Here is a 26358-nt window from a genome sequence, read left to right as displayed (position 1 = left end):
AATTTATAGTTGGTTGGGTGAACCGGTAAATAGGGTTATAATAGGGGCTGATTTAAGCCCCTGTTATTTATTGGAATACTATGTCTATTCATCTTGTGATCATTGATGCGCTAAACCTTATCCGTCGAGTCCACTCTGCTCAACCCGATCCCACCGATATCGCAAGAACAATAGAAACCACAAAGCGTACAATAAACCGTATCACCAGCGAATCACAACCAACCCATATTATCGCCGTATTTGATCACCATCAGCAAGATCGCGGTTGGCGTGCTGATGTTCTGCCCAGTTATAAACAGAATCGTAAACCCATGCCTGAACCACTTAAAGAGGGCTTAGAGTCTATACAGGATGCTTGGTGGAAGCTCGGTATTGATTCTCTGTTATCGGAAGGAGATGAAGCTGACGACTTGATTGCAACGCTTGCGGTTAAGGTCGCCACGCACGGTGAGACAGTGACCATTATCTCTACCGACAAAGGTTACTGCCAACTCCTTGCACCAACATTGCAAATACGTGACTATTTCCAACACCGCTGGTTGGATGCCGATTTTGTCGCAAATGAATTTGGTATCAAGCCACAACAGCTCACCGACTACTGGGGGCTTACGGGCATCAGCTCTAGTCAGGTTTCAGGTATTCCCGGAGTTGGCCCCAAGGCAGCAAAGGAGATACTCACTCAATTTGATGACATTGAATCCGCCTACCAGTCACAAGAGTTAGTAGAAAAATACCGAAAAAAATTGGATGAACATATCGCCTTAGCCAGAACATGCAAAACCATTGCGACATTAAAAACGGATATAGAACTTGGTTTTAACCTACAAGATCTTCGTTATCAACCGAGTTAATTTTACCCAAGACAACTGCCATCTTTCGAGTCTATCTGACTTCACTTGATAACGTTCTAAATTGATTAGGTAAATTTAGGACTAACTAGGTAATGAAAACAGGAATGTAGGTAGAGAGACAGTATCAGCAGAAACATAGAGTTAACCATGCTTCTGCTCACTTAGCGGACAAATTATCTTGGAGAGATATTAGATAAACACTGGATATGAACCGTGATCTCTTCTCGATCATGATATAGGTGCTTCGCTTGAAGCTTATATTTCACATCATTATCAGTCAGAAACTGCTTCAGTGTTTCAATATCTTCCAACACTTCATCATAACGACCTTTCATCGGCAATTTCAGGTTAAAAATGGTCTCTTTTGCCCAACCACGATAAATCCATTCACCAATAAGTTTCGCCACTCTTGATGGCTTTTCTATCATATCGCACACCAACCAAGTTACGTTTTTTCGGGCTGGTTCAAATTTGAAACCATCCACCATATGGTGCTTCACTTGCCCAGTACCCATTAAACTATCTGCCATCATGCCATTATCAATCGCATGAACAAACATGGAACGCTTCACCAACTGATAAGTCCAGCCTCCGGGACACGCCCCCAGATCAACGCCCCACATTCCTGACGCTAATCGTGTCTCCCACTCTTCTTTTGGAATAAACACATGAAATGCTTCTTCTAGCTTTAGAGTCGAACGGCTAGGCGCGTCAGAAGGAAATTTCAATCGCGGTATGCCCATAAAAAATTGAGAGTTATTACTGGTATAAGAGTAACCAACATAACAATGACCGGGAGCGACGAAACAGACATGCAGTACCGGCTTCTTAGCGTTATCTTTCTTATACAGTAACCCTTTACCTCTCATTGCCTGACGCAATGGAACCGTAAATTTACGACAAAACTTCAACAGCTCTTTTGCTTCATTGGTGTCCGGTGTTTCAACTCGCAAGTCACCACAAACAGGAAACGCGTCACGGTCTGCCAGCTCAACCAATATTGGTGAAATACGGTCATCTTTTGGCAACTCACTGAATTCTGCTGCAATGGCAAACATTTGACGGGCAAAAATAAGTGATTGAAAATCGATGTTCTTAATCAGTCGATCAGCATCACCCTGTTGATAACATTCAAACAGCACATAACCGGTGTTATTTTTTACGCGCGGAAACCCAAACACTTCTAGCTGAGTCGCTTTATCTTGAATTTCTCCAGCACACTCTTTTTCAAATCCAGAGCGACAATACAGCATTACCTGTTTCATTGGGTATCCTTAGTAAGCTTTAGGGCAGAGAAGGTAAATACTCCCCAACCTATAATAAACATTAATCCACCAAACGGAGTGATTGGACCAAACCATTTAGCACCAGTTAGTGCTAGCCCATAAAGACTGCCACTAAAACAAAAGATGCCGATGATAAAGCAAATTGACGCGCTGAAAAGCCCTTTTTGCAATTTCGGGCAATTTACTCCTCGAATCAGCACCGCACAGGCGATAACCGCAAAGGTATGCCATGCTTGATACTGAACTCCGGTCTTAAACACCTCTAATAGATAGTCTGACAACACCGATTTCAGTCCATGTGCAGCAAATGCCCCTAGCCCAACCACCATCATTCCGGATAGGCCGGCAAATACAAGAAAATAAGCCCAACGATTACTCATCAATCAACACCTCTTGCTCACTGGCCGCTTTTGCCAACATCCAATCCCTAAATGTCGCGATCCGACCAGATTCCGCTTGCTTATCATGACACACAACGTAAAACGCATTCTTACTCACCAGAACTTCATCAAATGGCGACACCAGACGGCCTGCATCGAGCTCTGGCTGGGCGAGTACGTTATTTCCTAGTGCTACACCTTGTCCGTGTACTGCGGCTTGTAGCACCATTGTAGAGTGGCTAAATATCGGGCCATGATTAACATTAACCCCCTCTATCTGATTCTGCTTAACAAACTGCTTCCACTCTTTTCTTGAGGTATCGTGCAGCAAGGTATGGTCTTTTAAATCCGCTAAACTCATCAGTGGTTTTTTAGCCACCAATAACTTAGGAGAACATAAAGGAACTAAGTACTCCTGATAGAGCTTGTCAGCCTTAAGCCCCGGCCAATGTCCACGACCATAATAGATGGCAACATCCACATCGTCTGTCAACGACCCTTCATCAAGATCAACCGCTTTAATTCGCACATCAATGTCAGGCTCTTGTTGATTAAAGTCTGCCAACCGCGGAACTAACCATTGAATAGCAAAGCTGGGTGATAAACTAATCGTTAACGCCCCCTTCTCATGCCTTTCAAGCACCTTATCCGTCGCTTCGGCAATGGCACTAAAAATATCCTTGATATCCAAAAAGTAGCTCTGCCCCTCTTCGGTTAATAACAGAGAGCGATTGCGGCGCCGAAACAGCTTTATACTCAAAAATTCTTCTAATGCTTTTATTTGATGACTAACCGCTGCCTGAGTCACAAATAACTCCTCTGCAGCACGAGTAAAACTTAAGTGTCGAGCCGCTGCCTCAAAGACTTTCAACGAGTTTAGCGGGGGCAATCTTCTGGACATTTATAACCTCTGGTTAACACATTAGTTTTTTTTATCTGAAACATTATAAAATGTCCATTGCCTGACAGCCAGAGAAATTCTATATTTCGCTTCGCAGCTCATTCCTGAACGGCTTGATTCTTTGAATCAATTGGTTTGATGTTGCGATGTTGTGTTTGCAAAACTCGACTTCGAGTTGAGGTAGAATTCTACCACTGTGTCTTGCTTCAAACCCTTGTGGCCTGATACATACTTCCTGTATAAATTTGACCTGTCTGTCAAAAAATTTATTTTGCACTGCCTTATGGCGGTGCTTTTTTTTGTCTCAATTTCTAACCATAAAAAAACGGCCAACCGAAGTTAGCCGTTCAATATCACAATTTTGCTTTTTAATTAAGGACGATACACTTTCACATTGTTAAATCCTTGATCTTGAAGATAGAGTGCTTGCAAGCGACTCATCACGCCACGATCACAATAAAGCAGATACGATTTAGATTGGTCCAGATCGCCAAACTTTGTCGCTAGCTTATAAAATGGTAGGTGTTTTACTTCAACACCATCCAACAGCAACGGGTTATCGTCTTCTTCATCAGGGCTACGAATATCTAGAACAATGGCGTGCTCTTCAACCGCGGTCACTAACTCCACGTCAGGGACTTGCTGTTGGGTCTCTTTTTCTATATCACGGATATCCATTACCCGAGCGTTGTACACCACGTCATCAAGAATAGAGAAATCGAACTTCTCTTCTTCCGCTTCCAGCTTAGACTTTATCGCTTTAACCGTCGGCTTCTTCGAGATAACACCGCAATACTCAGGCATTACTTTTGCGAAATCTTCGGTACCAATCTTGCGAGCGAGATCAATGATGTCTTCTTTATCCCAGTTAATCAGTGGGCGCAGAATTAAGCTGTCGGTTACTCCATCAATATGGCGTAAGTTAGTCAAAGTCTGGCTGGATACTTGGCCTAATGCTTCACCCGTAACTAATGCTTCAATGCCAAACTTCTCAGCAATCATGCCTCCTGCGCGCATAAACATACGCTTAAGCACAACGCCCATCTGGCCATCGTCAACTTTTTCTAAAATTTCTGCCACTACAGGTTCAAAATCTACCGCAATAAACTTCACCTTGGCCGATGATCCGTACTTATTCCATAAGAAATGAGACACCTGCTTCACGCCAATTTCGTGCGCAGGACCACCCAAGTTAAAGAAGCAGTAATGCGTTTTAGACCCACGCTTAATGTGTAGGTAACTGGAAACACCAGAATCAAAACCACCAGAAATAAGGCTAAGCACATCTTCCTGAGTGCCCAATGGAAAACCACCTAAGCCTTTGTGGCGAGCCAATACCTGATTGAGCTTCTCATTGGCGACCTCAATATTGACCGTCACCTCAGGTTTGTTCAGTCTTACTTTGGCACTTTCTACTGCTTGGTTTAAACCACCACCAACGTAGCGTTCCAGTTCAATAGAGGTAAACTCATGCTTGCCGCGACGCTTAACACGTACAACAAAGGTTTTTCCTTCAATTTTTTTGGCGCTCAGCTGAAGTACTTGCTCATAAATATCATGCATGTCTTTAAATTCAGACTGCTGAACTTCTAGCACATGATGAATCCCGGGAGTATGAGTTAGCACCGTCAGAACTTGCTGATAAAACTCATCACTATTAGCGGTGACTTCAATATGATCACGTCGATTAAAAACGGCAACCGATTCGGCTCGCTTTTGAATAATATTACGAATATTACATTCTAGGATGCGAGTAAATCGCTTACGGACAGATTCGCTTTTAACAAAAATTTCCGGATGAGGTTTAACAATAAATTTCATAAGTGGATTCGCTATAAAACTGAGGCGCAAAATTATACAGAAAAAGGGGGAAGACACCAAGGTATCTTCCCCCTATTAAACAAACTAGCGATAATTTAACTTATCTCCAGCTAAGGTTAATTTGTTTCCGGCTGCTGTACGCTAACTTCATCGCTATATTGTGGTTTACCTTGCAGTATACCAATCTCTACTCGTCGGTTCTGAGAACGTTGAGTCGGCGTTAAGTTACGATTTAACGGCTCTGTGTCTGCCATTCCCCTTACGCGTAATCGCTGATGATCAAACCCTGCCACTTTTTCCATCTCTTGGGCGACGGATACCGCTCGTTGTGACGATAAATCCCAGTTTGAACGATAAAGTTCAGAGTCGAGAGGTTGATTATCGGTATGACCCGATACTCGTATGACACCAGGTACGTCTTTTACTAAATCCGCGATTTGTCTGACCAAAGGTCGGAACTTAGGCTGTAAGAAAGCAGAACCTGCAGGGAATGCACCTTTTTCACGAATGCGGATAATGATCTCTTGCCCTAAGTTTTCTACTTCTAATGCGCCTTGATCTATCTCTCGCTCCAGTGCTTTCTTAATCGTCTCTTCTAACGCATCGGATTCCGTTGCCATAGAATCAGCTTGAGCTTCACCTTGTGACTCTTGGTCTTGCTGTTGCTCAGATTCTGACTGGGTGTTCTGATTCATTTTTGTTGAAACTTCAGGAGATTGACCGCCCGTTTGTTGTCCTGCATCTCTATTCTTACCACCCGCTTTATCTGACTCCCCTTCATGAAAATCAAGAGTGGGCTGAGTGATATCAATCGTTTGCTGCATAATGACATCAATAGGCGTAGGTTCAGGTCGCCCTGGTCGAAACTCCTGTGCAATCACACTCGTTCCTTTAGGAATATCTTTCACTTCAAGGCGATTTTGCACACCAAAAGCAAATTTCATCGAACCCGCGATCTGCTTAAACTTCAGTACATCCATTTCAGAAAAAGAAAGTAAGAGTACAAAAAAGCACATCAACAGTGACATCAGATCAGAGAAGGTAGCCATCCACAATGGCGCGCCGGGGGGCGGACATTTGCAATCTTCTTCTTCCATTACATCTTTTCCTTACTCATTATCGACATCAAGAACACGTTTCTTCTCATTGAGATAGTTCTTCAGATAGCTATCGATAACACGAGGGTTCTGTCCATCCTGAATAGCCAATACACCATCCATAATCAAACGGCGATTTAGCTTTTCTTGTTCGCGACGCAGTGACAATTTGTCCGCGATTGGGAAAAACAGCATGTTTGCCAGCATGGCACCATAAAGTGTGGTTAATAGAGCAACCGCCATTGCAGGACCGATGGATTTTGGATCATCCATGTTTGATAACATGGCAACCAAACCAACCAATGTACCAATCATACCCATCGCTGGTGCTACATCACCATAAGCTCTAAATACACCACTTCCTTGGGTATGACGTTCATCAGTTAATGATATATCTTTCTGCATCGCCGCTCTAACGACTTCAGCATCATGCCCATCTACAAGCAGGTCGATCCCTTTCTGCATAAAACTGCTGCTGATTTCCATCTCTTCAAGAGCCAAAAATCCACCTTTACGAGCAGCGTCAGCCATCTCTACGATCTTCGCAATAAGATCTTCTGGATCATCGGTTTTAAACAGAAATGCTTTACCCGCAATTTTAAAAGCACTAAAGAACTGCGCTAAGGTAAATTTCATCAAGACAACACAACTCGAGCCGCCTACTACGATCAAAACTGACGTAGTATCGAAGAACATACCAAGGCTGCCACCTAAAATCATTGCCATTACGACAAAGGCAAAACCGCCGATTAAACCTATTAATGTTGCTAAATCCACTAAGCACCTCTTATGCTAGTTAGTTGAATGCAGTTAGTGAGGGAATAGTCATGCTATCGGCAATACTCTATGATTATTTAATGATTTGTTTGAAAAATATCATATTTTGCCAATTATTCTTTCGTTTACAGGATAAGCCCAGATAGAGGAATTTCCAAGTAACTCTTTCCCTACTATGCCCTCTCAGAGCACATTCCTGCATATATAAGGAAATAGATTATCGATACTGGCAATCTATACATGCGTACTGAGGCTAAATGGGTATATAATTGACTAACTATACAAGATTATAATTTACAAGACTGTTAACCTTTCTCGTTTGACCCTAATCGTACACTAAGGTAACGTTCTAACACCTCATTAGAAGTAGAAAAATCATGGCAAGCAAAAAACCTGAAAATATGACGTTTGAAGCAACATTAAACGAACTGGACACGATTGTTGAGCAGATGGAATCTGGTGATCTTACCCTCGATGATGCGCTAAAAAACTTTGAACGTGGCATTGCTCTGGCACGTGAAGGGCAAGCAAAATTAACTCAGGCAGAACAGCGTGTCTCTATTTTGTTAGAAAAGAGCGACGATGCCAATCTTGACGCGTTTCAGCATACTCAATCAATAGAAGAGTAATCATGAACGCTAGATACTCCCAATATCAAAACAGAAACAGTGCCGAACTGGAATTTTGGTTGTCTCAATTTGACCATCAACAACAATCATTAATTCAAGCAATGCGCTATGGTCTGTTGCTTGGAGGAAAAAGAGCTCGCCCTTATCTGGTCTATATTACAGGTGAAATGCTAGGCTGTGAGTTAACCGCTCTAGATACACCGGCCTCAGCCATCGAATGCGTGCACGCCTACTCTCTGATACATGATGATCTTCCAGCAATGGATGATGACGAACTTCGTCGTGGTAAAGCAACCTGCCACATTGAGTTTGATGAAGCCACTGCGATATTAACGGGTGACGCGTTACAAACCTTAGCCTTTACTATTCTTTCTGAAGGCAAGCTGTCGCAGCAAGGTGAAGCAAAACGTATAAAAATGATTCAGCTTTTAGCCAAGGCTTCTGGTGCCAGCGGCATGTGTCTTGGACAAGCTTTAGATCTTGAAGCAGAAAACCGCACTGTAGAGTTAGACCAACTAAAAACCATTCATAAAAACAAAACAGGCGCACTCATTAAGTGTGCAATCAGAATGGGCGCCCTCGCAGCGGGTGATGCAGGAGAAGCGATACTTCCTCAACTGGATCGCTACGCAGAGGCATTAGGGCTCGCGTTTCAGGTTCAAGACGATATCTTAGATATTATTAGCGATACTGAAACCCTTGGAAAACCACAAGGCTCAGATCAAGACTTAAATAAGTCCACCTATCCATCACTATTGGGGCTAGAAGGTGCTCAACAAAAAGCACACTCTCTATTGCAGGAAGCACTTCATGCTTTAGAGTCAATCCCATACAATACCTCATTACTTGAAGAGTTCGCCCGATACGTCGTCGAGCGCAAAAACTAACCACCATAAGCGCTGAATACTATGACTCTTGATATTTCAAAATATCCTACACTAGCACTAGCAGATACTCCGGATGAGCTTCGCTCATTACCTAAAGAGACACTGCCTAAATTATGCGATGAACTGCGTACCTACTTGCTCAATTCAGTAAGCCAATCAAGTGGCCACTTAGCCTCAGGGTTAGGTACTGTCGAACTAACCGTAGCACTACATTACGTTTATAATACCCCGTTTGATAAACTTATTTGGGATGTTGGCCACCAAGCCTATCCCCATAAAATTCTAACGGGTCGTCGGGATCAACTTCCAACCATACGACAAAAAGATGGGCTTCACCCATTTCCATGGCGAGAAGAGAGCGAATACGATGTACTTTCTGTAGGCCACTCTTCAACATCCATTAGCGCCGCTTTAGGTTTAGCCATCAGCGCAGGAAAAGAAGATCTCGGCAGAAAAGTGGTTAGTGTGATTGGTGACGGTGCGATTACAGCCGGGATGGCATTTGAAGCGATGAATCACGCCGGAGATGTCCATTCTGATATGTTGGTGATACTCAACGATAATGAGATGTCCATTTCCGAGAATGTTGGCGCTCTCAACAACCACCTAGCGCAAGTATTATCTGGCACTCTCTACACCTCCATTCGTGAGGGGGGTAAAAAAGTACTCTCTGGTGTACCACCTATTAAAGAACTGGTTCGTCGTACTGAAGAACATCTAAAAGGCATGGTTGTTCCGGGAACCATGTTTGAAGAGTTAGGCTTTAACTATATTGGTCCTATTGATGGGCACGATGTCAATGAGTTGGTGAAAACTCTAAAAAATATGCGTGGCCTTAAAGGACCTCAGTTTTTGCATATTATGACCAAGAAAGGCAAAGGCTACGAGCCTGCGGAAAAAGATCCTATTGGTTATCACGGCGTACCACGATTTGACCCTAAAGAGAGCAGCTTGCCAAAAAGTAACGGAAGCAAACCTTCTTTCTCTAAAATATTTGGTGATTTCCTGTGTGATATGGCCGCTCAAGATCCTAAACTCATGGCCATTACTCCTGCCATGCGTGAAGGTTCAGGCATGGTGCGCTTCTCAAAAGAATTTCCAGAACAATACTTCGACACTGCTATTGCGGAACAACATGCTGTAACACTCGCGACAGGCATGGCGATTGCGGGTAACAACCCCATCGTCGCTATTTACTCCACCTTTTTACAACGAGGTTATGACCAGCTAATTCATGATGTCGCCATTATGGATCTACCGGTTATGTTCGCGATCGATCGTGCTGGTATTGTGGGTGCAGATGGTCAAACCCACCAAGGTGCGTTTGACTTAAGCTTTATGCGCTGTATTCCCAACATGGTGATAATGGCGCCAAGTGACGAAAATGAATGTCGGCAAATGCTATACACCGGTCATAAACATACCGGACCGAGTGCTGTTCGTTACCCTAGAGGAACCAGTATAGGGAGCAAAATTGAGCAGCAAATGACCGCACTTGAGATAGGTAAAGGAAGAGTGGTCCGTACTGCTAAGCCAGACACAGATAAAACCAGTGTGGCTATTTTGAGCTTTGGTACCATGCTAGAGCAGACGCTTATCGCCGCGGAAGCAATAGATGCCACCGTTGCAGATATGCGTTTTGTTAAGCCGCTAGATACCGTGCTGATCACTGAATTAGCGAAGCATTACGATGTGCTTATTACAGTAGAAGAAAACACTATCGCTGGCGGTGCTGGTGCTGGCGTGGTTGAGTTCTTAATGAAAGAAAAACTTATTAAGCCAGTATTAAACCTCGGCTTGCCGGATCAGTTCATCGCTCAAGGTTCACAACAAGAGATGCTACACGAACTCGGTTTGGATGCAGAAGGGATTGAACAGTCGATACGCGACTACTTGGTAAAATAATCTCACGCTAGCATAAATTAATGCTGGGAGAACAGAGATAAAAGCCACACAATAACCTGTTTATTGTGTGGCTTTTTTAAAAAATAAACGTTTGAAGATCGTACTAACCAATAAGCGTTTCGCCGCTAATTCATTAAAGAGTTAGACTAACCATCCTGCATAACGACCCACTAGATAAAGTGCTATTGCCGCCATTATTCCGGCAACAACGTCATCTATCATGATCCCTAATCCACCGTGAATGCGCTTATCCAGCCAACCGATTGGCCACGGTTTGACCATATCAAAAAAGCGAAACAGTATGAATCCGGCAATCAACCACTTCCACTCTGTCGCAGGGATTTTAAGCATTGGAACAATACTCATGGTTATCCAAAAACCGACAAACTCATCCCACACTATTGAACCATGATCATGAACGCCCATATCATCTGACGCCACTTGGCAAATTTTCACCCCAACAATACCCGTGATAACAATCACCAGTAAATAAACAGGTAACGAAGCTTGTACCAGTAAAAGATAAAGAGGTATTGAGGCTAACGTCCCCATGGTGCCGGGCACCACTGGAGAAAGGCCACTACCAAATCCTGTCGCCAACAAATGCCAGATATTTGATAAAGAGAGTTTATCTAACGGGTTCATCTAGTTAACCTCAAAATGATCATATCCATTAAGTTCCCAATTAAGACGTTTGCCCTGTTTTGATAGCTCAAATACCCCTTGTGGGCGTATCTGACCGATACAAGTAACCGTAGTGCCAATATGAGAAAGAGAGCTGTCAATGCTACCACGGAATTGCTCTGGCACCGTAAAACAGAGTTCATACTCTTCACCACTGGTGAGCGCCATTTTTTGAGCGGCTTCATGATCGCCACAATATTCAATCAAATATTTAGACAGAGGCAGGTTGTCCACATCAATATATGCCCCTAACTGAGAGCGATGTAAAATATGGCCGAGATCCGCCAATAAGCCATCAGAAATATCAACGCAAGACGAAGCAATGTTCAACAGAGATTGTCCGGCTAAAATTCTCGGAGTGGAAAGATAGTGGGCTTGCTCCAACTGTTCAGCAAATGGACGGCTACGCTTAGTTTCATCTAAAATAACCTGTAAACCGGCCTTACTGCTACCAAGATCGCCAGTCACATATATCCAGTCACCCAATTGAGCGCCATCGCGACGCAAAGCTTGGTTTTCGGGTACAAAACCTTGAACGGTTAAGGTTATCGCTAATGGCCCTTTGGTGGTGTCCCCTCCAATAAGCTGGATGCTAAAATAGTCTGCCAGTTCAAAAAATGCATCACTAAACTTCTGTAACCAGACATCATCTTGTTGTGGAAGAGTAAGGGCCATCGATGCCCAAGCAGGCGTAGCTCCCATTGCAGCAAGATCGCTTAAGTTCGATGCTAAAGCTTTATGTGCAACCCAAGCAGGGTCAGCATCAAACAAAAAGTGAGTACCTGCTACCAAAGTATCCGTAGTAATCGCAATACGTGCATTTTCAGGCGCAGTGACAATGGCACAGTCATCTCCCGCAGCAAGCAGAACATCTTTCCGCTGACTTTGACGATGAGTAAAATACTTTTCTATTAAACTAAATTCACCAGACATAATTTCTTAACGTGTAATGTGGAATAGAAATGAGATCTAAATAACTTTAACTCGGGATAAGAAAGTCAATATATCTTGTATTTTCATTAAGTTATAGGTCAATAAGACTCAATATGGCAATTTTAGCGCTGTTAGACGCTAAAAGGGCTGTGCTGAGAGACTTAAATCATCCCGTGTTGAGGTTAAATAGGTTAGCAAAAAATAAGGCCAGCAAGTGCTGGCCTTATTTCGTTTTATTACTTATTTCTTGCGAACATGTGGTGCGGCTTTATCCAGCACCCCATTAACGAACTTATGACTATCTTCTGCGGCAAACACTTTTGCCAGCTCTATCGCTTCGTTGATAACCACTTTATATGGTACATCGTCACGACGAGTCATTTCATACATTGCTAATCGCAATAACGCTAACTCCATCATATCCAAATCTTGCATAGGGCGAGAAAGATATGGACGAAGTTTGCTATCGAGTTCAGTGTGACTAAGTACAACACCAGTCAACAAATCACGAAAGTAAGTGACGTCTGTTTCTGGAGCAAGTAGTGCAGGCTCATCAGCTTGATGTTCCTCTTCACTATACTTATCACCAGATAAGAACTGTTCTTCAAGTGTGGCAACATTTTCTTTGGTTACTTGCCAAGAATATATTGCTTGCAAAGCAAATTGACGTGCATTACGACGTGCGGCTGGTTTCACACTGGCCCCCATTAGGAATCGATTTCAGAAAGAACGTTGATCATCTCAAGTGCGCTTAGTGCAGCCTCTGCACCTTTATTACCAGCCTTGGTTCCTGCGCGTTCAATGGCTTGATCAATAGTATCAACGGTAAGTACGCCGAAAGCTACTGGAAGACTATATTCCAGAGAAACCTGCGCTAAACCTTTATTACATTCACTACATACATAGTCGAAGTGTGGTGTACCACCACGAATCACAGAGCCCAAAGATACAATTGCATCAAACTTACCTGTTTTGGCAACACGTTGAGCTGTAAGAGGTAGCTCTACTGCACCGGGGCAACGAACAACAGTAATGTTGTCTTCGTTTACTTGTCCATGACGCTTTAAAGTATCGATAGCACCAGAAAGTAAACTTTCATTAATAAAGCTATTGAAACGAGAAATAACGATAGCAATTTTTGCATTTGGAGCCGGGAATCCACCCTCGATCACTTTCATAAGCCTTCCTTCAACTAATCCATAAAGTGAGAATCGCCGGATTCTAGCACAAATTTGTGAGCAATATCTACAAAAACTAGAGGCTCACACCAATCCGGCACGTTCTTTTATTACTCGGTTACGTACTCAACCACTTCCAGCCCAAATCCACCTAAAGCATGGTAACGCTTATCATTAGAAGAGAGCAGTTTCATTTTGCTCACTCCCATGTCTGACAGAATTTGAGAACCGATTCCAACACGGCGTGAAGTACCTTGTTTCTTCGCCATTGTTGGTGCATCACCTTTATCTTGTTGCTCAAACATCTTCACTCGGTGAACCAGAAGATCGGTCTGCTCTTCGTGACCAAGAATCACCAACACACCACCTTCATCCCCAATACGCTTCATGGCAGTATCGAGTGTCCAACTTCGCTCAGCGTTACGATTTGAACGAAGAAGATCAGTAAAGACATCATGTAAGTGAACACGCACCAGACAAGGGTTCTCTGCCACCACTTCTCCTTTGCGAAGAGCATAGTGTATTTCGTTGTCTATAGTGTCGCGGTAGGTCACCAAGTCAAAATCACCAAACTCAGTTGGCAGTTTACACTCAGCGACTCTCTCAATAGTGGTTTCGGTGTTGTTTCGGTACTCAATCAGAGAAGCGATTGTTCCCAATTTAATGTCGTGCTTTTCGGCAAAAATTTCCAAGTCAGGACGACGCGCCATGGTGCCATCATCATTTAAAATTTCCACAATAACCGATGCTGGCTCTAGCCCAGCAAGACGAGCCAAATCACACCCTGCCTCAGTATGCCCTGCGCGAGTTAAAACCCCGCCTTCTTGAGCCGCAAGAGGGAAAATATGACCCGGTTGAACAAGATCAGCGGCTTTTGCATTCTTAGCGACCGCGGCTTGAACAGTGACAGCACGATCCGCAGCAGAAATACCAGTTGTAACACCTTCGGCAGCTTCAATGGATACGGTGAAATTGGTGGTGTATTGAGCATTGTTATCTTGGACCATTGGCGCCAAACCAAGATTAATACAGCGCTCTTTAGTCAAAGTTAAACAGATAAGGCCACGTCCGTGCGTCGCCATAAAGTTAATCGCTTCTGGAGTAATATGCTCCGCGGCCATAATGATATCGCCTTCATTCTCGCGATCTTCATCATCCATGAGGATAACCATTTTTCCTAAACGGATATCTTCGATAATTTCTTGTGGCGTACTAATTGGCATTGTTCTTTGTCCTATATATTTTCGAAAATCGTTACTGGGTACTTCCCCCATAAGAGGTTCACCGCTGATTTTCTCTATTATGCAAACCCGTTTTGTTGCAGAAATTCCATGGTCAGTGCTGACTCTTTTTTTTCTGTACTGCTGTTACCTTGAAGCAGACGTTCCATATATCGAGCAAGAACATCTACTTCTAAATTCACTTTTGTTCCGACCTGAAAATTATTGATGGTCGTCTCATCAGAGGTATGTGGCACTATAGTTAGCTTAAAAGCCTGTTTTCTTAAATCATTCACCGTCAGACTTATGCCATCGACTGTGATTGAACCTTTATGGGCGACATACTTAGTTAGCTCTTCAGGTAGCTCTACCCAAAATTCTATAGAGCGACCCACTTGATTACGTTCAACAATGATGCCGACACCATCTACATGTCCAGAAACAATATGACCGCCAAATCGAGTCGTAGGTAACATGGCTTTTTCTAAATTCACCTTGTCACCCACTTGATAGTCGGTAAATCCCGTCATTTTTAATGTTTCTAATGAAAGATCGGCGGTATAGCTATTTTCTGTCATAGCGACAACCGTTAAGCAAACACCATTAGTCGCAATACTGTCGCCTAATTTAACATCTGACATATCCAGTTTTCCGCTATTCACCGTTATGGAGATATCATCCCCTTTGGGTGTGATGGCAGCTAGCTTACCCACTGTTTCAATAATTCCAGTAAACATATAACTCTTACTTATTCTTTATCTGTGCAATTAATCGGATATCGGTTCCAACCATTCGCATATCTTTAATTGTTAGATCTATCGCTTGATGCATACTTTCTAAGCCAAGGATATTCACCAACCCTCTTCCATCTGCGCCCATTAATTTAGGTGCTAAATAGATAATCAACTCATCCACTAATCCCTGCTCAATAAAGCTTGCAGCCAGTGATGCTCCGGCCTCCACCCAAATATGATTAGTGTTGTATTTGAGACACGCCTGCTGCAATACTTGCGACAGATCTAACTGCCCACTGTTATCCAAATCAACCTGAAGGTCTGCGACTTCTGTATTGGCTACGGTAACTATAGTTCCATCTCCATCAAACAGCTTCAGAGATTCTGTTAACTTATTTTTGCTGCCTAATATGATACGGATAGGTTGTCGCACATCCTTTTGAGGATAGTGATGTTGAATCGAACACGGCAGATCACTCCAGCGAACATTGAGCGAGGCATTATCATCAATAACCGTTTTACTGCTTGAGAGAATAGCGTCTGCTTGGGCACGAAACTGTTGAACGTCTTGTCTTGCCTCTGGAGAGGTTATCCATTGGCTAACACCATTACTCAGCGCAGTGCGCCCGTCTAAACTGGCTGCCAATTTCAATTGAACAAACGGCGTTCCGTGAGTCATGCGTTTAATAAAGGCAGGGTTTAATGCTGCAGAATCCGATGCAAGCAAGCCGACTTCGACCTCTATTTCCGCTTTGCGAAGCATGGAGACTCCTCTGCCCGCCACTTGTGGATTAGGATCTTCCATTGCACAAATAACTTTAGCAACTTTGGCGTTTATTAACGCTTCAGCACAGGGGGGAGTTCGGCCGTAATGCGAACAAGGCTCTAACGTGACATAAGCGGTTGCCCCTTCAGCGTGTTGCGCTGCTTGACGCAGTGCAAACACTTCAGCATGAGGTTGTCCTGCTTGATAGTGATAACCTTCACCGATAACAGCGCCATCTTTAGCGATCACACAACCAACATTTGGATTAGGGGCAGTAGTAAAACGCCCTTTCTTCGCTAAATAAATGGCACGAGACATCATGTCATAATCGAAGCAGGAGAAGCGTTCACTCATGGTTTAATCTTCCAGCTTGGCTATCTCTTCGCCAAACTCTTTAATATCTTCAAAGCTACGATAAACCGAAGCGAAACGAATATAGGCAACTTTATCCAAAATTCTCAGTTGCTCCATAACCAAATTACCGACCATAGCACTTGGAACTTCTCGCTCACCAGTTGCTCTTAATTTGGATTTAATATTACTAATCGACAACTCTATAGAATCTGCGCTAACCGGACGTTTCTCTAATGCTCGCTGAACGCCACCAACCATTTTATCTTCATTAAATGGTTCTCGGTTACCATTAGATTTTATCACCTTAGGCATAACAAGTTCTGCAGTTTCAAACGTGGTAAATCGTTCATTACAAGCTAAACATTGACGACGACGGCGAACTTGATGACCATCTGCAACTAATCGTGAATCAATGACTTTAGTATCATTCTCTGAACAGAACGGGCAATGCATATTACCTCCATGGCACTATTGTTCCCCACTCTGAGAAAGAGCTAGGGGTGATTATTATCGAATTGTCGACACAGTGTAACGGAATAAAAAAACACTGGCGAGAGAAACCAAAAGGGCTCTTGTGATAGAGCCCAATATTTTATCGTTTTTTAAGGTCTTGCCAAGTAATTCGCTTTGCCGACCCACTTGTAACTGGTCAGTTCTTCCAGTCCCATTGGCCCTCTGGCATGCAGCTTTTGTGTTGATACTGCGACTTCCGCACCTAAGCCAAATTGCGCACCATCGGTAAAACGAGTAGAAGCATTAACATACACCGCGGCAGAACCCACGGAGTTAATAAAGCGCTCTGCGTTTTCAAGGTTATTTGTCATGATCGCATCAGAATGACTCGCGTTATGCACTCGCATATGTTCAATCGCATCTTCTATGCCGTCGACCACTTTGACGCCAAGAGTGAAACTTAACCACTCAGTATCAAAGTCACCGTCACCAGCATCACGTAGCAATTCGGTATTGTTAAACTCACAGTGACTTAAGATAGCCTTCGCTCTCGCCTCAGCAACAAACGTCACTTTCTCATTCAACTGACTGGCCAGCATTTGCAAAAATGACTCTGCTACCGTTTTATCGACGAGCAAAGTATCCAAGGAGTTACACGCTGAAGGACGCTGAACTTTTGAGTTCTCGACAACTTTCAGTGACTTTTCTAAATCCGCGCTGCTATCAACAAAGATATGGCTAATACCAAAGCCACCAATAATGACGGGGATTGTGCTGTTCTCTTTACACATTTTGTGCAAACCAGCACCACCGCGAGGAATGATCATATCCACGTAATCATCGAGCTTAAGCAGCTGAGAGACCAACTCACGATCTGGCTTCTCGATATATTGTACCGATGCGGCAGGTAGTTCAGCCTTTTGCAACGCAAACTGTATCACCTTCACCAACGCCATGTTGGAGAAAAAGGTCTCTTTTCCTCCACGTAAAATACTGGCATTACCGGTTTTAAGGCACAAAGCCGCGATATCAATCGTCACATTGGGACGCGCTTCATAGATAACGCCGACAACACCAAGCGGAACGCGGCGGCGAGAGAGAGACATGCCATTATCGAGCACTTTGCTATCTAATTCACTCCCCACAGGATCATTCAAACCAATAACATTCCGAACATCGTTGGCTATACCGTGAATCCTTTCAGGGTTGAGCAACAACCTATCTAGCAGCGCATCAGATAACCCCGCTTCGCGGCCTTTATCAATATCAATTTTATTAGCAGCAAGAATATCTTCAGCGTTAGCTTCAAGTTCATCGGCAATAATCGCTAATGCGCGATTCTTTTGTGCTGTTGGCGCGGTGGCCAGATGAAAAGCGGCATCTTTGCCTGCTTTTCCCATTTGAATGAGTTCCACGTTACTTTCCTTATTCATGAATCACCACCAGATCGTCTCTATGAATCACTTCTGAACCATAGTCATAACCTAGTGTTGAACCAATATCTTTACTGTGCTTTCCAGCAATTTTAACTAAATCTGAACTAGAGTAACTAGACAAACCTTTAGCAATCAGCTCGCCATTACTATTTCGCACTCTTGCCACCTCGCCACGAGCAAAATGACCGGTAATTTTTGTTACCCCTTTAGCTAGCAAGCTACTGCCTCTTTCGACAACCGCCTTTATCGCGCCATCATCAATGGTAATATCACCGGAGGCGATTGGCCCTGCCAGTATCCAGCGTTTTCTATTTTCCAGCGCCTCTGGTAATGGCAAAAATCGAGTCCCTTGAGGTTGTTCGCCCAGCGACTGATAAATCACATTTTCAGCACTACCTGCTGCAATAATAACCTCAATACCTGCTCGACGAGCAATATCTGCCGCTTGAAGTTTGGTCGCCATGCCTCCCGTCCCCAATGACGAGCCACTGCCACCTGCTATTTTGCGTAATGTTTCATCGATGGTGCTCACTTCACGAATAAGCTCAGCATTAGGGTTACTTCTTGGATCTGCGGTGAACAGTCCCGGTTGGTCAGTCAACAGCAACAGTTTATCTGCACTACACAGAATCCCGACTAAAGCGGATAAATTGTCATTGTCACCTACCTTGATTTCGGAGGTAGCCACTGCATCGTTTTCATTCACAATAGGAATGATATCGTTATCGACTAAAGCATTAATGGTGTCTCTGGCATTAAGAAAGCGCTCTCTGTCTTCCAGATCCGCTCGGGTTAACAGCATTTGACCAATCTTAATATTATAGATGGCAAATAACGATTCCCAGACTTGGATTAACTGACTCTGTCCAACCGCAGCCAGCAGTTGTTTGCTAGCCATTGAATTCGGTAATGCGGGGTAAGCTAAATGTTCTCGACCAGCGGCAATCGCACCAGAAGAAACCATAACAACAGAGTGCCCTAGTTTCTTCAATTCCGCACACTGTCTAACAAGCTCGACCATATGAGCTTTATCTAGTTGGAGTGTGCCTCCGGTTAGTACACTGGTACCAAGTTTGACGATAATTGTCTTGGCTTGCGTCGTTTTCTGATTTTGTGCTTTGCTTGTCATACTGATTACATTTTGAGAGCGGCATTAGAAGTGATGTTTTATCAATCAAGCGGTGATTACACAAGCAGAAAAGGCGCTAAAAAGCGCCTTTTGATACAAATAATAACTATTACTTAGAAAATCAGGCAATTTCTTCTGATTCTTTCGCTATTTCCATCTTTAATTCAAAGCGCTCTTGCAGCACCTTATCTAACTTAGCGATAAATTCTGTTTGCGTTCTCGCGGTCTCAACTTGGGCAGCTTTAGGAAGCGTTTTAGCAACCCAATCACCTTGTTGGTTATAAATACCAAACCGAAACATCGCGATATAACTGTTTTGACTCTCTGTTGCCGGAGCCGCATCGAGTTCCATCCACCAACCCCAAAATTCCCGCTCTTCAGGTGATTTTTTGTCATCCACGCAAACCGACAAACAATCAAATAGGTAATGCCCTTCTCTAGAATCTGACTCTCGCAAATATGGCCCTATTGCTCTTAACGCACTAAGCAATCTAAAGTGTGTTGGTGCTGCCGCCAATTCGGTCATATAAAAACTCCATTTTTTTATACTTAAGGTGAATTCCTAATATACTCAAGCAACCTCAATATGTTTGTTCAGCAAAAATAGTAAGGAAAGCCATTCCTTCTGTTATTTTATTGGATCTGAACACATTGATATTGTTATGAATCCTTCATCATGAGGTCACACTGGAATAACTATATTAGTTTCTCACAAAATACTAACATAGTCCCCTATGCTACACACAAAATGAAGAGCCTGTCATTAGATTAATTCATCTTCCAGCCATTTAATCGCTAAATCTAGCGATTGTTCATAACCTACGGAGATGGATTTAGAGGAAATTTGTTTCGCTTTACCGTAGTGACTAAACAGTGCCGCCAACTTATTGTCTGAGTACGGCGAGACGGGATCACCTTCTAAGGCAAGCGCCAATACAGGTACTTTGGTTCTCTTGCTGCTTAAAAACCCTTGCACTTTCAGAGACCAGGCCATCATTTGTCCAGCTAAGCTGTTTACATCCACAACATTTTTTCCTAGACGCGACGCTAGAACATCCAGATACATCTTTGGCATATTCTTCACTTTATCTGCCGAAGAGAGGGTGTCATGAATAGGAGCCCCCAAAGCTACACACGCTTTTATTTTGTCCTGCTCAATAAACGAAAGTCTCAGCATGGCATTTCCACCAAAGCGATAACCCAGCAAACCAACGCTGTGGTGATCAACCCAAGGTAAGTGAGCCAACTCTTCGAGAACAGCCCGATGCAGTTTGCATGAGTCTTCGGTTAACTGCCAATGACTGCTGCTGCCAACCGAAGGCATATCTACCGTCAACATAGCGATCTCTTTCTCTGCTAGATAATCCCGAAAGATTCGCCACAGATCCGTTTGTAAGCTATCCAAACCAGCACTCACAATAACCACAGGAAGTGGACGTTCGGTATGAGGAAGGTGCAGATTGGCTTGAATGCTTTTTCCTTGGAATGGAACACTAATTTGACGCGTAATATAACGGCTATTTTTCATTGCTTCTTCATAAGCAGAGCTCGCTAATACCTGCGCCTGAATAGCCAGATTATCCCCTTTTAAATGTGGGTAACCGGCAATACTAAAACATAAACTCGCAGTGAAAAACTCATCTGAAGCTTCATCCCCAGTAAGATCTGCCGCTTTCTTCTGGTGTCTCATGCCCAAGCTAGTCCACTCATAAGCCCAGTTTCCCGGGCGATAGCCAATCACCGTATCTAACCATTGGTCTTCAGTGCGTGAATGTTCAGAGGAAGCGATGCGTGCTAACACTTCTTCCTGCTCTATCGGGTCAATACCTTGCCATATCCACTGATATCGACGAAGGTTTCGATACCATGAGTACTGTTCCTGCTGCTTTTTTTCCGCTAGAAACTCGAGACTACTAGGCATATATTGCGTCAAACTTGACGTCTCTTTGCCCTGGCGATGTTTCTTAAACAGTTTTTCTGATAGATTTTTTTGATTTTCAGACATGGTAATACATACAAAAATAGCGAAGATAACAATATAATATACCAATGGCATTAATTATCTAGCCAGAATAAACCCAAGCCCACAAACCGTATATCCTTCTGCAACCATTCATTTCATTCAACAAACCACATCTGCTCGAGTAAAGCTGTATTTTGCTTTAACAACATTGTGTTTGTGTCTGCTCAAACGCAGTTAAAGAAGCGCAGTTTTATTTACCGAACAAACAAGTATTAACAGGCTGCACAAATTCGTTGGGCAAAAAAAATGCCCCTAACGGGGCATTGTTAAATTAGTTCAATAAAGTCACAGTTAAGGTTTATTGATAGGATCTACGTATGCGATTTCCATGTCCCACGGCTGTTCAATCCAAGTATCTTGAGGAATAGAAACAATGTATTCATCCACAAGATCAGCACCCGCAGGTTTTGCACATACAGTAATCAGTTTCGCTTTAGGGTACATTTCACGAAGTTGACGAGCGGTATCGCCACTGTCAACTAAGTCATCAACCACTAAGTAACCTTCACCATCACCTTCTGGCGCTTTAAGCACACTCATATCACGTTGATGATCATGGTCGTAACTTGAAATACAAACCGTGTCCACGTAACGAATACCCAATTCACGAGCGAGAATTGCAGCAGGTACTAAACCTCCACGGCTCACACCGATAATACCTTTCCACTGTTCAGCAGGCATTTGACGCTCTGCTAACTGGCGACAATACACTTGCATGTTGTCCCAAGTAATGATGAATTTATTACTCATATTAATAATACCTGTTCTGGCTCGATAAATAGCAAAGCAATAGCAATTACGCTAGAGCAAATTTAAGTGCAAAAATGACAGCTAGAACCCAGACGCTAATAGAAACCTCACGGCCTTTACCACTAAAGCCTTTGATCGCCGCATAAGCAATAAAGCCAAGCGCAATACCATCAGCGATAGAGTAAGTTAACGGCATAAGTAGGCAAATAACCACCACTGGAGCCGCTTCTGTTAAGTCGCGCCAATCGATTGCTACTAAACCTGACATCATCAAAATCGCTACATAAAATAGCGCGCCTGATGTTGCATACGCTGGGATCATACCTGCTAATGGCGAGAAGAATAATGCAAGTAGGAACAAAATGCCAACCACAACTGCAGTTAATCCGGTACGGCCACCCGATGCCACACCAGAAACACTTTCAATATAAGAGGTTGTGTTTGAGGTGCCAAGCAAGGCCCCTACAGAAGTTGCTGTAGAATCAGCGAGTAATGCTCTGTTAAGACGAGGAATTTTTCCATCTTCTTTAATTAGATCCGCTTTGGTTGCAACACCAACTAAGGTTCCTGCAGTATCAAACAAGTCAACAAACAGGAATGCGAATACGACAGAGATCATACCAACATCAAACACAGCAGAAATATCTAGCTGCATAAACGTTGGCGCGATACTTGGTGGTGTAGAGATGATTCCACCAAATTGAACATCACCAAACAACACACCTAATGCGGTAACCACCAAAATTGCAATCATTACCGCCGCTTTAAAGCCACGGTGAACTAAAGCAATCGTTAAAAAGAAACCAATCGCAGCCAAAATACCTTGTAGTGAGGTCACTGAACCCAAAGAAACCAATGTTGCCGGGTTGTCACCAACAATACCTGCGCCTTGAAGAGCAATAAACGCTAAGAAAAGACCGATACCAGCAGAGATACCTGTTCTTAAAGACATAGGAATGGAGTTAATGATCCACTCACGAATTTTGAATACGCTCAACAGGATAAACAAAATACCGGAAAAGAATACTGCCCCTAAAGCCACTTGCCAGGTGTACCCCATGCCAAAAACAACAGAGTAAGTGAAGAAAGCGTTCAACCCCATTCCCGGAGCTTGAGCGATAGGATAATTAGCAATAAGGCCCATGATGAAACAACCAATAGCCGCGGCCAAACAAGTTGCTACAAAAACGGCACCACGATCCATGCCTGTTTCAGACAAAATGGCCGGGTTTACAAAAATTATGTAAGCCATGGTTAGAAAAGTGGTCATCCCTGCGATCACTTCAGTGCGAACATTAGTCCCATTTTCACTGAGCTTAAATAGCTTTTCCAGCATAATAAGTTTTCCCTAAAACTAAATTTTAAATTAAATAGTAAACGATTGCGTAAACGATTGGCGCGAATTATAAAGTTATCAAATTACAAATTCCAGCCTCAATTTATATAAAAGCAGTAAATTTAAAGAAAACAATGTTTAACAACATATCAGTCAATGTTAAAAATCATCATAAGAGACTGATTAAAATCAACATATTGTTATTTATTAGCCTGAGACCACAGTGATGTTTATTTGTTCTATATCAATATTTAAAAGCCATTAAAGGCTAATTAATTGCCGTATAATCGCTTCATTTGGCTCATATCTTCATAGCCAATGCAATAACCCTCATAACAGAACAAAAAATGTAATCCATTACATTTTAAAATAAAAAAAACGCCACTCAAACTGAAGTGGCGTTAGAATATTTTCAACCAAATGGGTTGTAATAAAATTCCAATATATGGGGGTTGAACTTAACGTTCATATCACAAGTAATTGCGAATTTTGCTTAGTATCCGAAGCTAGAAGGATACTGGAAGTTTTGAGTGTAAACTGATGAATTAACCCAAAACTCTGAAGAAACTAAACCTTTCATATTTATCACCTTTTAATCAATTAATGTTGTTTGACTCTCGGTTCCCTGGAGGCGATGTACGGGCTCTTTTCCTTGAGCATTTACTCTTCGTCTCAGAAGATGGTGCTACTATATCACCATGAAATTTAATTACAACAAAAAAGTGACCAAAGTCACATTTATTTTATTGAAACTATATAAAACCGCATTACATGTAAATTAATTACAGAAAGTAACTGGGTAATCAATAATCGTTACAACTTAGTTCAAGACTTTTCCAATCAACCCTTCTGTCGTTAGTTTCTCAGTGATATGATGCAGCCCTTAACAAGTTTGACTATATATAAATAAAGGTTTCAGGCCTTTAAAAGGAGTAATCTGTGTCTAATTATCATTCGGAAATAAGCACTCTTTCGCCAGAGCCTGTTTGGCAGTTTTTCGATAAAATTTGCTCTATTCCCCACCCTTCCAAGCATGAAGAAGCATTAGCACAGTACATTGTTGACTGGGCTAAAGAGCAAAGCCTTGATGTAAGAAGAGACGCCACTGGTAACGTATTTATTAAAAAGCCAGCAACAGAAGGGATGGAGAACCGTAAAGGTGTGGTTTTACAAGCCCATATTGATATGGTTCCTCAAAAGAATGAAGACACAAAACATAACTTCGAAACCGATGCGATTCAACCTTATATCGACGGTGATTGGGTAACAGCAAAAGGAACCACTCTTGGTGCCGACAACGGCATGGGAATGGCATCTTGTTTAGCTGTGCTCGCTTCTAATGAAATTAAACATGGCCCTCTCGAAGTGCTGCTTACCATTGATGAAGAAGCTGGCATGACAGGCGCATTTGGCCTTGAAGAAGGTTGGCTTGAAGGCGACATACTGCTTAACACTGACTCAGAACAGCAAGGCGAAGTTTATATGGGCTGCGCTGGTGGTATCGATGGCACCATCACTTTTGATGTTAAACGTGAAAAAATTCCTGCAGGTTATGTTACTAGAGAACTGTCTTTAAAAGGTCTAAAAGGCGGGCACTCAGGTTGTGATATTCACACTGGTCGTGGTAACGCCAACAAGCTACTTGGCCGATTCTTAGCGGGTCACGCAGAAGAACTAGAATTACGCATTATTGATTTCCGTGGCGGCAGCCTCCGTAACGCTATTCCACGAGAAGCCTTTGTTACTGTAGCGGTACCTATGGTCAATGAGGGGCTGTTAAATGAACTGTTCACCAAGTTCATTAATATTCTTAAATCTGAGTTAGGTAAGATTGAAACCAATATCCTTCCGCTATACGAAATTGTTGAAACTGAAAATCAGATGTTTGCACAAGAATCACAAGATCGTTTTATCGCCGGACTAAACGCCTGTCCTAACGGTGTAATTAGAATGAGTGATGATATCGAAGGTGTTGTAGAAACTTCCTTAAACGTCGGTGTTATCACGACTAAGAAGAGTAAAGTTATTGTTCACTGCTTGATTCGTTCCCTTATCGACTCAGGACGTAGTCAGGTAGAAGGAATGCTCGCTTCTATTGCCAAACTAGCAGGTGCAAAAGTTGAGTTTAACGGCGCTTATCCTGGATGGAAACCTGATGCCGACTCTGAAATCATGCATATCTTCCGCGATGTTTATGAAGGCATTTACGGTAACAAGCCAAACATTATGGTGATTCACGCTGGTCTAGAGTGTGGCCTGTTTAAAGAACCGTATCCAAATATGGATATGATTTCATTTGGCCCAACGATCAAGTTCCCTCACTCTCCTGATGAGAAAGTAGAGATCAGTACAGTGGCACTATTTTGGGAACAGATGGTTGCTATTTTAGAGAATATCCCTAAGAAATAGTCCATTTCTCAATAACCTTAATACTGAATGCAAAAGGGCCTGACATCATTAAATGTCAGGCCCTTTTTTAATCTTTAAGCATTACTCTTGATCAGCTTTACGCATCGCAGATTTGCGTTTATTACGATCAGCTTGCAGAGCAATAAAGTTTGGTAGCTCTTTTTCTGCCCAAGCAATCGCATCGGCTTCTGATTCAAAGCCCATTTCTCTTTTCGATACAACACTACGCTTTGAAGAGACTTGGCGTACAATTTCTGCAGTCCAGCCACTACGTTTTTCAACAACATTATAGCTAAACTTCTTACTGCTACTCATTTTCATTCCCATTACTGTACATAAAAGAGCCAATGCTCCTTTTTATGGGCGCATTTAAACATATCCGTCCGTAAATTGCTGCAAATAAAAACACCAATCAACAA

At 42.8% G+C, this 26358-nt stretch carries 26 protein-coding genes; 5 read left to right on the top strand and 21 right to left on the bottom strand.

Translation table 11 applies throughout. The features are described from left to right. The first annotated feature begins 80 nt into the window (after nucleotides 1-80). Nucleotides 81-851 carry a flap endonuclease Xni gene (gene xni / locus CHJ_RS03500; protein WP_171753108.1) on the top strand — a complete coding sequence of 257 codons (771 nt, stop codon included), beginning with the start codon at nucleotides 81-83 and terminating at the stop codon, nucleotides 849-851. 173 nt (nucleotides 852-1024) lie between these two features. On the opposite strand, the gene rlmM is transcribed toward xni, so the two are convergent. The 6 genes from rlmM to pomA all read right to left on the bottom strand — a co-directional run bounded on the left by rlmM (nucleotide 1025) and on the right by pomA (nucleotide 7113). Beyond that, complete coding sequence (gene rlmM, locus CHJ_RS03495; protein WP_317916886.1) at nucleotides 1025-2116, bottom strand: 23S rRNA (cytidine(2498)-2'-O)-methyltransferase RlmM; 1092 nt, start codon at nucleotides 2114-2116, stop codon at nucleotides 1025-1027. Further along, nucleotides 2113-2517 carry a DUF423 domain-containing protein gene (locus CHJ_RS03490; protein ID WP_317916885.1) on the bottom strand — a complete coding sequence of 135 codons (405 nt, stop codon included), beginning with the start codon at nucleotides 2515-2517 and terminating at the stop codon, nucleotides 2113-2115. The genes rlmM and CHJ_RS03490 overlap by 4 nt, the downstream gene beginning before the upstream one ends. Further along, complete coding sequence (locus CHJ_RS03485; RefSeq protein WP_171753105.1) at nucleotides 2510-3418, bottom strand: transcriptional regulator GcvA; 909 nt, start codon at nucleotides 3416-3418, stop codon at nucleotides 2510-2512. The genes CHJ_RS03490 and CHJ_RS03485 overlap by 8 nt, the downstream gene beginning before the upstream one ends. Before the next feature lie 372 nt (nucleotides 3419-3790). Continuing rightward, entirely contained in the window at nucleotides 3791-5239 is a 1449-nt protein-coding gene (gene thiI, locus CHJ_RS03480; RefSeq protein ID WP_317916884.1) for a tRNA uracil 4-sulfurtransferase ThiI, read from the bottom strand. A 116-nt stretch (nucleotides 5240-5355) separates the two neighbouring features. Beyond that, nucleotides 5356-6336: a flagellar motor protein MotB gene (locus tag CHJ_RS03475; protein ID WP_317916883.1), complete on the bottom strand. Its 981-nt coding sequence runs from the start codon at nucleotides 6334-6336 to the stop codon at nucleotides 5356-5358. Between the two features lie 12 nt (nucleotides 6337-6348). Then, the gene (gene pomA / locus CHJ_RS03470; RefSeq protein ID WP_171753102.1) at nucleotides 6349-7113 is read right to left on the bottom strand and encodes a flagellar motor protein PomA; all 765 of its coding nucleotides are present in this window, start codon (nucleotides 7111-7113) and stop codon (nucleotides 6349-6351) included. Between the two features lie 377 nt (nucleotides 7114-7490). Between pomA and xseB the strand changes: the two genes are divergently transcribed. Genes xseB through dxs form a run of 3 tightly spaced genes read left to right on the top strand, consistent with a single transcriptional unit; the run spans nucleotide 7491 to nucleotide 10534 of the window. Further along, nucleotides 7491-7742, top strand: coding sequence for an exodeoxyribonuclease VII small subunit (xseB, locus tag CHJ_RS03465; RefSeq protein WP_317916882.1), 252 nt, complete (start codon nucleotides 7491-7493; stop codon nucleotides 7740-7742). 2 nt (nucleotides 7743-7744) lie between these two features. Continuing rightward, on the top strand, nucleotides 7745-8629 hold the full coding sequence (gene ispA, locus CHJ_RS03460; RefSeq protein WP_171753100.1) for a (2E,6E)-farnesyl diphosphate synthase: 885 nt from the start codon (nucleotides 7745-7747) through the stop codon (nucleotides 8627-8629). 21 nt (nucleotides 8630-8650) lie between these two features. Further along, nucleotides 8651-10534 carry a 1-deoxy-D-xylulose-5-phosphate synthase gene (dxs, locus tag CHJ_RS03455; protein ID WP_317916881.1) on the top strand — a complete coding sequence of 628 codons (1884 nt, stop codon included), beginning with the start codon at nucleotides 8651-8653 and terminating at the stop codon, nucleotides 10532-10534. A 141-nt stretch (nucleotides 10535-10675) separates the two neighbouring features. On the opposite strand, the gene pgpA is transcribed toward dxs, so the two are convergent. From pgpA to CHJ_RS03385, 14 genes are all read right to left on the bottom strand, one after another. After that, nucleotides 10676-11179, bottom strand: coding sequence for a phosphatidylglycerophosphatase A (pgpA, locus tag CHJ_RS03450; protein ID WP_171753098.1), 504 nt, complete (start codon nucleotides 11177-11179; stop codon nucleotides 10676-10678). Next, nucleotides 11180-12151 (bottom strand): thiamine-phosphate kinase, encoded by a 972-nt coding sequence (gene thiL / locus CHJ_RS03445; RefSeq protein ID WP_317916880.1) that lies wholly within the window; start codon nucleotides 12149-12151, stop codon nucleotides 11180-11182. A gap of 240 nt (nucleotides 12152-12391) precedes the next feature. Then, the gene (gene nusB, locus CHJ_RS03440) at nucleotides 12392-12859 is read right to left on the bottom strand and encodes a transcription antitermination factor NusB (protein ID WP_171753096.1); all 468 of its coding nucleotides are present in this window, start codon (nucleotides 12857-12859) and stop codon (nucleotides 12392-12394) included. Then, the gene (ribE, locus tag CHJ_RS03435; RefSeq protein ID WP_171753095.1) at nucleotides 12859-13329 is read right to left on the bottom strand and encodes a 6,7-dimethyl-8-ribityllumazine synthase; all 471 of its coding nucleotides are present in this window, start codon (nucleotides 13327-13329) and stop codon (nucleotides 12859-12861) included. The genes nusB and ribE overlap by 1 nt, the downstream gene beginning before the upstream one ends. Before the next feature lie 110 nt (nucleotides 13330-13439). Continuing rightward, nucleotides 13440-14552, bottom strand: coding sequence for a bifunctional 3,4-dihydroxy-2-butanone-4-phosphate synthase/GTP cyclohydrolase II (gene ribBA, locus CHJ_RS03430; RefSeq protein ID WP_317916879.1), 1113 nt, complete (start codon nucleotides 14550-14552; stop codon nucleotides 13440-13442). Between the two features lie 77 nt (nucleotides 14553-14629). Continuing rightward, on the bottom strand, nucleotides 14630-15286 hold the full coding sequence (locus CHJ_RS03425; RefSeq protein ID WP_171753093.1) for a riboflavin synthase: 657 nt from the start codon (nucleotides 15284-15286) through the stop codon (nucleotides 14630-14632). Between the two features lie 7 nt (nucleotides 15287-15293). Then, on the bottom strand, nucleotides 15294-16403 hold the full coding sequence (gene ribD, locus CHJ_RS03420; RefSeq protein ID WP_317916878.1) for a bifunctional diaminohydroxyphosphoribosylaminopyrimidine deaminase/5-amino-6-(5-phosphoribosylamino)uracil reductase RibD: 1110 nt from the start codon (nucleotides 16401-16403) through the stop codon (nucleotides 15294-15296). Between the two features lie 3 nt (nucleotides 16404-16406). Continuing rightward, nucleotides 16407-16856: a transcriptional regulator NrdR gene (gene nrdR, locus CHJ_RS03415; RefSeq protein ID WP_171753091.1), complete on the bottom strand. Its 450-nt coding sequence runs from the start codon at nucleotides 16854-16856 to the stop codon at nucleotides 16407-16409. A 149-nt stretch (nucleotides 16857-17005) separates the two neighbouring features. Then, the gene (locus tag CHJ_RS03410) at nucleotides 17006-18271 is read right to left on the bottom strand and encodes a glutamate-5-semialdehyde dehydrogenase (protein ID WP_317918075.1); all 1266 of its coding nucleotides are present in this window, start codon (nucleotides 18269-18271) and stop codon (nucleotides 17006-17008) included. A gap of 10 nt (nucleotides 18272-18281) precedes the next feature. Beyond that, nucleotides 18282-19421, bottom strand: coding sequence for a glutamate 5-kinase (gene proB, locus CHJ_RS03405; protein ID WP_171753089.1), 1140 nt, complete (start codon nucleotides 19419-19421; stop codon nucleotides 18282-18284). A gap of 121 nt (nucleotides 19422-19542) precedes the next feature. Then, nucleotides 19543-19947: a sigma factor-binding protein Crl gene (gene crl, locus CHJ_RS03400; protein ID WP_317916877.1), complete on the bottom strand. Its 405-nt coding sequence runs from the start codon at nucleotides 19945-19947 to the stop codon at nucleotides 19543-19545. A gap of 237 nt (nucleotides 19948-20184) precedes the next feature. Beyond that, nucleotides 20185-21426: an esterase FrsA gene (frsA, locus tag CHJ_RS03395; protein WP_317918074.1), complete on the bottom strand. Its 1242-nt coding sequence runs from the start codon at nucleotides 21424-21426 to the stop codon at nucleotides 20185-20187. A 309-nt stretch (nucleotides 21427-21735) separates the two neighbouring features. Continuing rightward, a complete protein-coding gene (gpt, locus tag CHJ_RS03390; protein ID WP_171753086.1) occupies nucleotides 21736-22194 on the bottom strand; it encodes a xanthine phosphoribosyltransferase in 459 nt (152 codons plus the stop codon). Between the two features lie 46 nt (nucleotides 22195-22240). Further along, a complete protein-coding gene (locus CHJ_RS03385) occupies nucleotides 22241-23530 on the bottom strand; it encodes an NCS2 family permease (RefSeq protein WP_171753085.1) in 1290 nt (429 codons plus the stop codon). A gap of 939 nt (nucleotides 23531-24469) precedes the next feature. Between CHJ_RS03385 and CHJ_RS03380 the strand changes: the two genes are divergently transcribed. Beyond that, nucleotides 24470-25939 (top strand): aminoacyl-histidine dipeptidase, encoded by a 1470-nt coding sequence (locus CHJ_RS03380; RefSeq protein ID WP_171753084.1) that lies wholly within the window; start codon nucleotides 24470-24472, stop codon nucleotides 25937-25939. Between the two features lie 81 nt (nucleotides 25940-26020). Here the strand turns inward: CHJ_RS03380 and CHJ_RS03375 are convergent, their stop codons facing one another. Continuing rightward, on the bottom strand, nucleotides 26021-26254 hold the full coding sequence (locus tag CHJ_RS03375) for a DUF3622 domain-containing protein (RefSeq protein ID WP_317916876.1): 234 nt from the start codon (nucleotides 26252-26254) through the stop codon (nucleotides 26021-26023). Between the last annotated feature and the right edge of the window lie 104 nt (nucleotides 26255-26358).

It is taken from the genome of Vibrio sp. MACH09 (assembly GCF_033238805.1).
In the GTDB taxonomy this organism is placed as follows: domain Bacteria; phylum Pseudomonadota; class Gammaproteobacteria; order Enterobacterales; family Vibrionaceae; genus Vibrio.
This window is presented reverse-complemented; position numbering and strand designations above follow the sequence as displayed.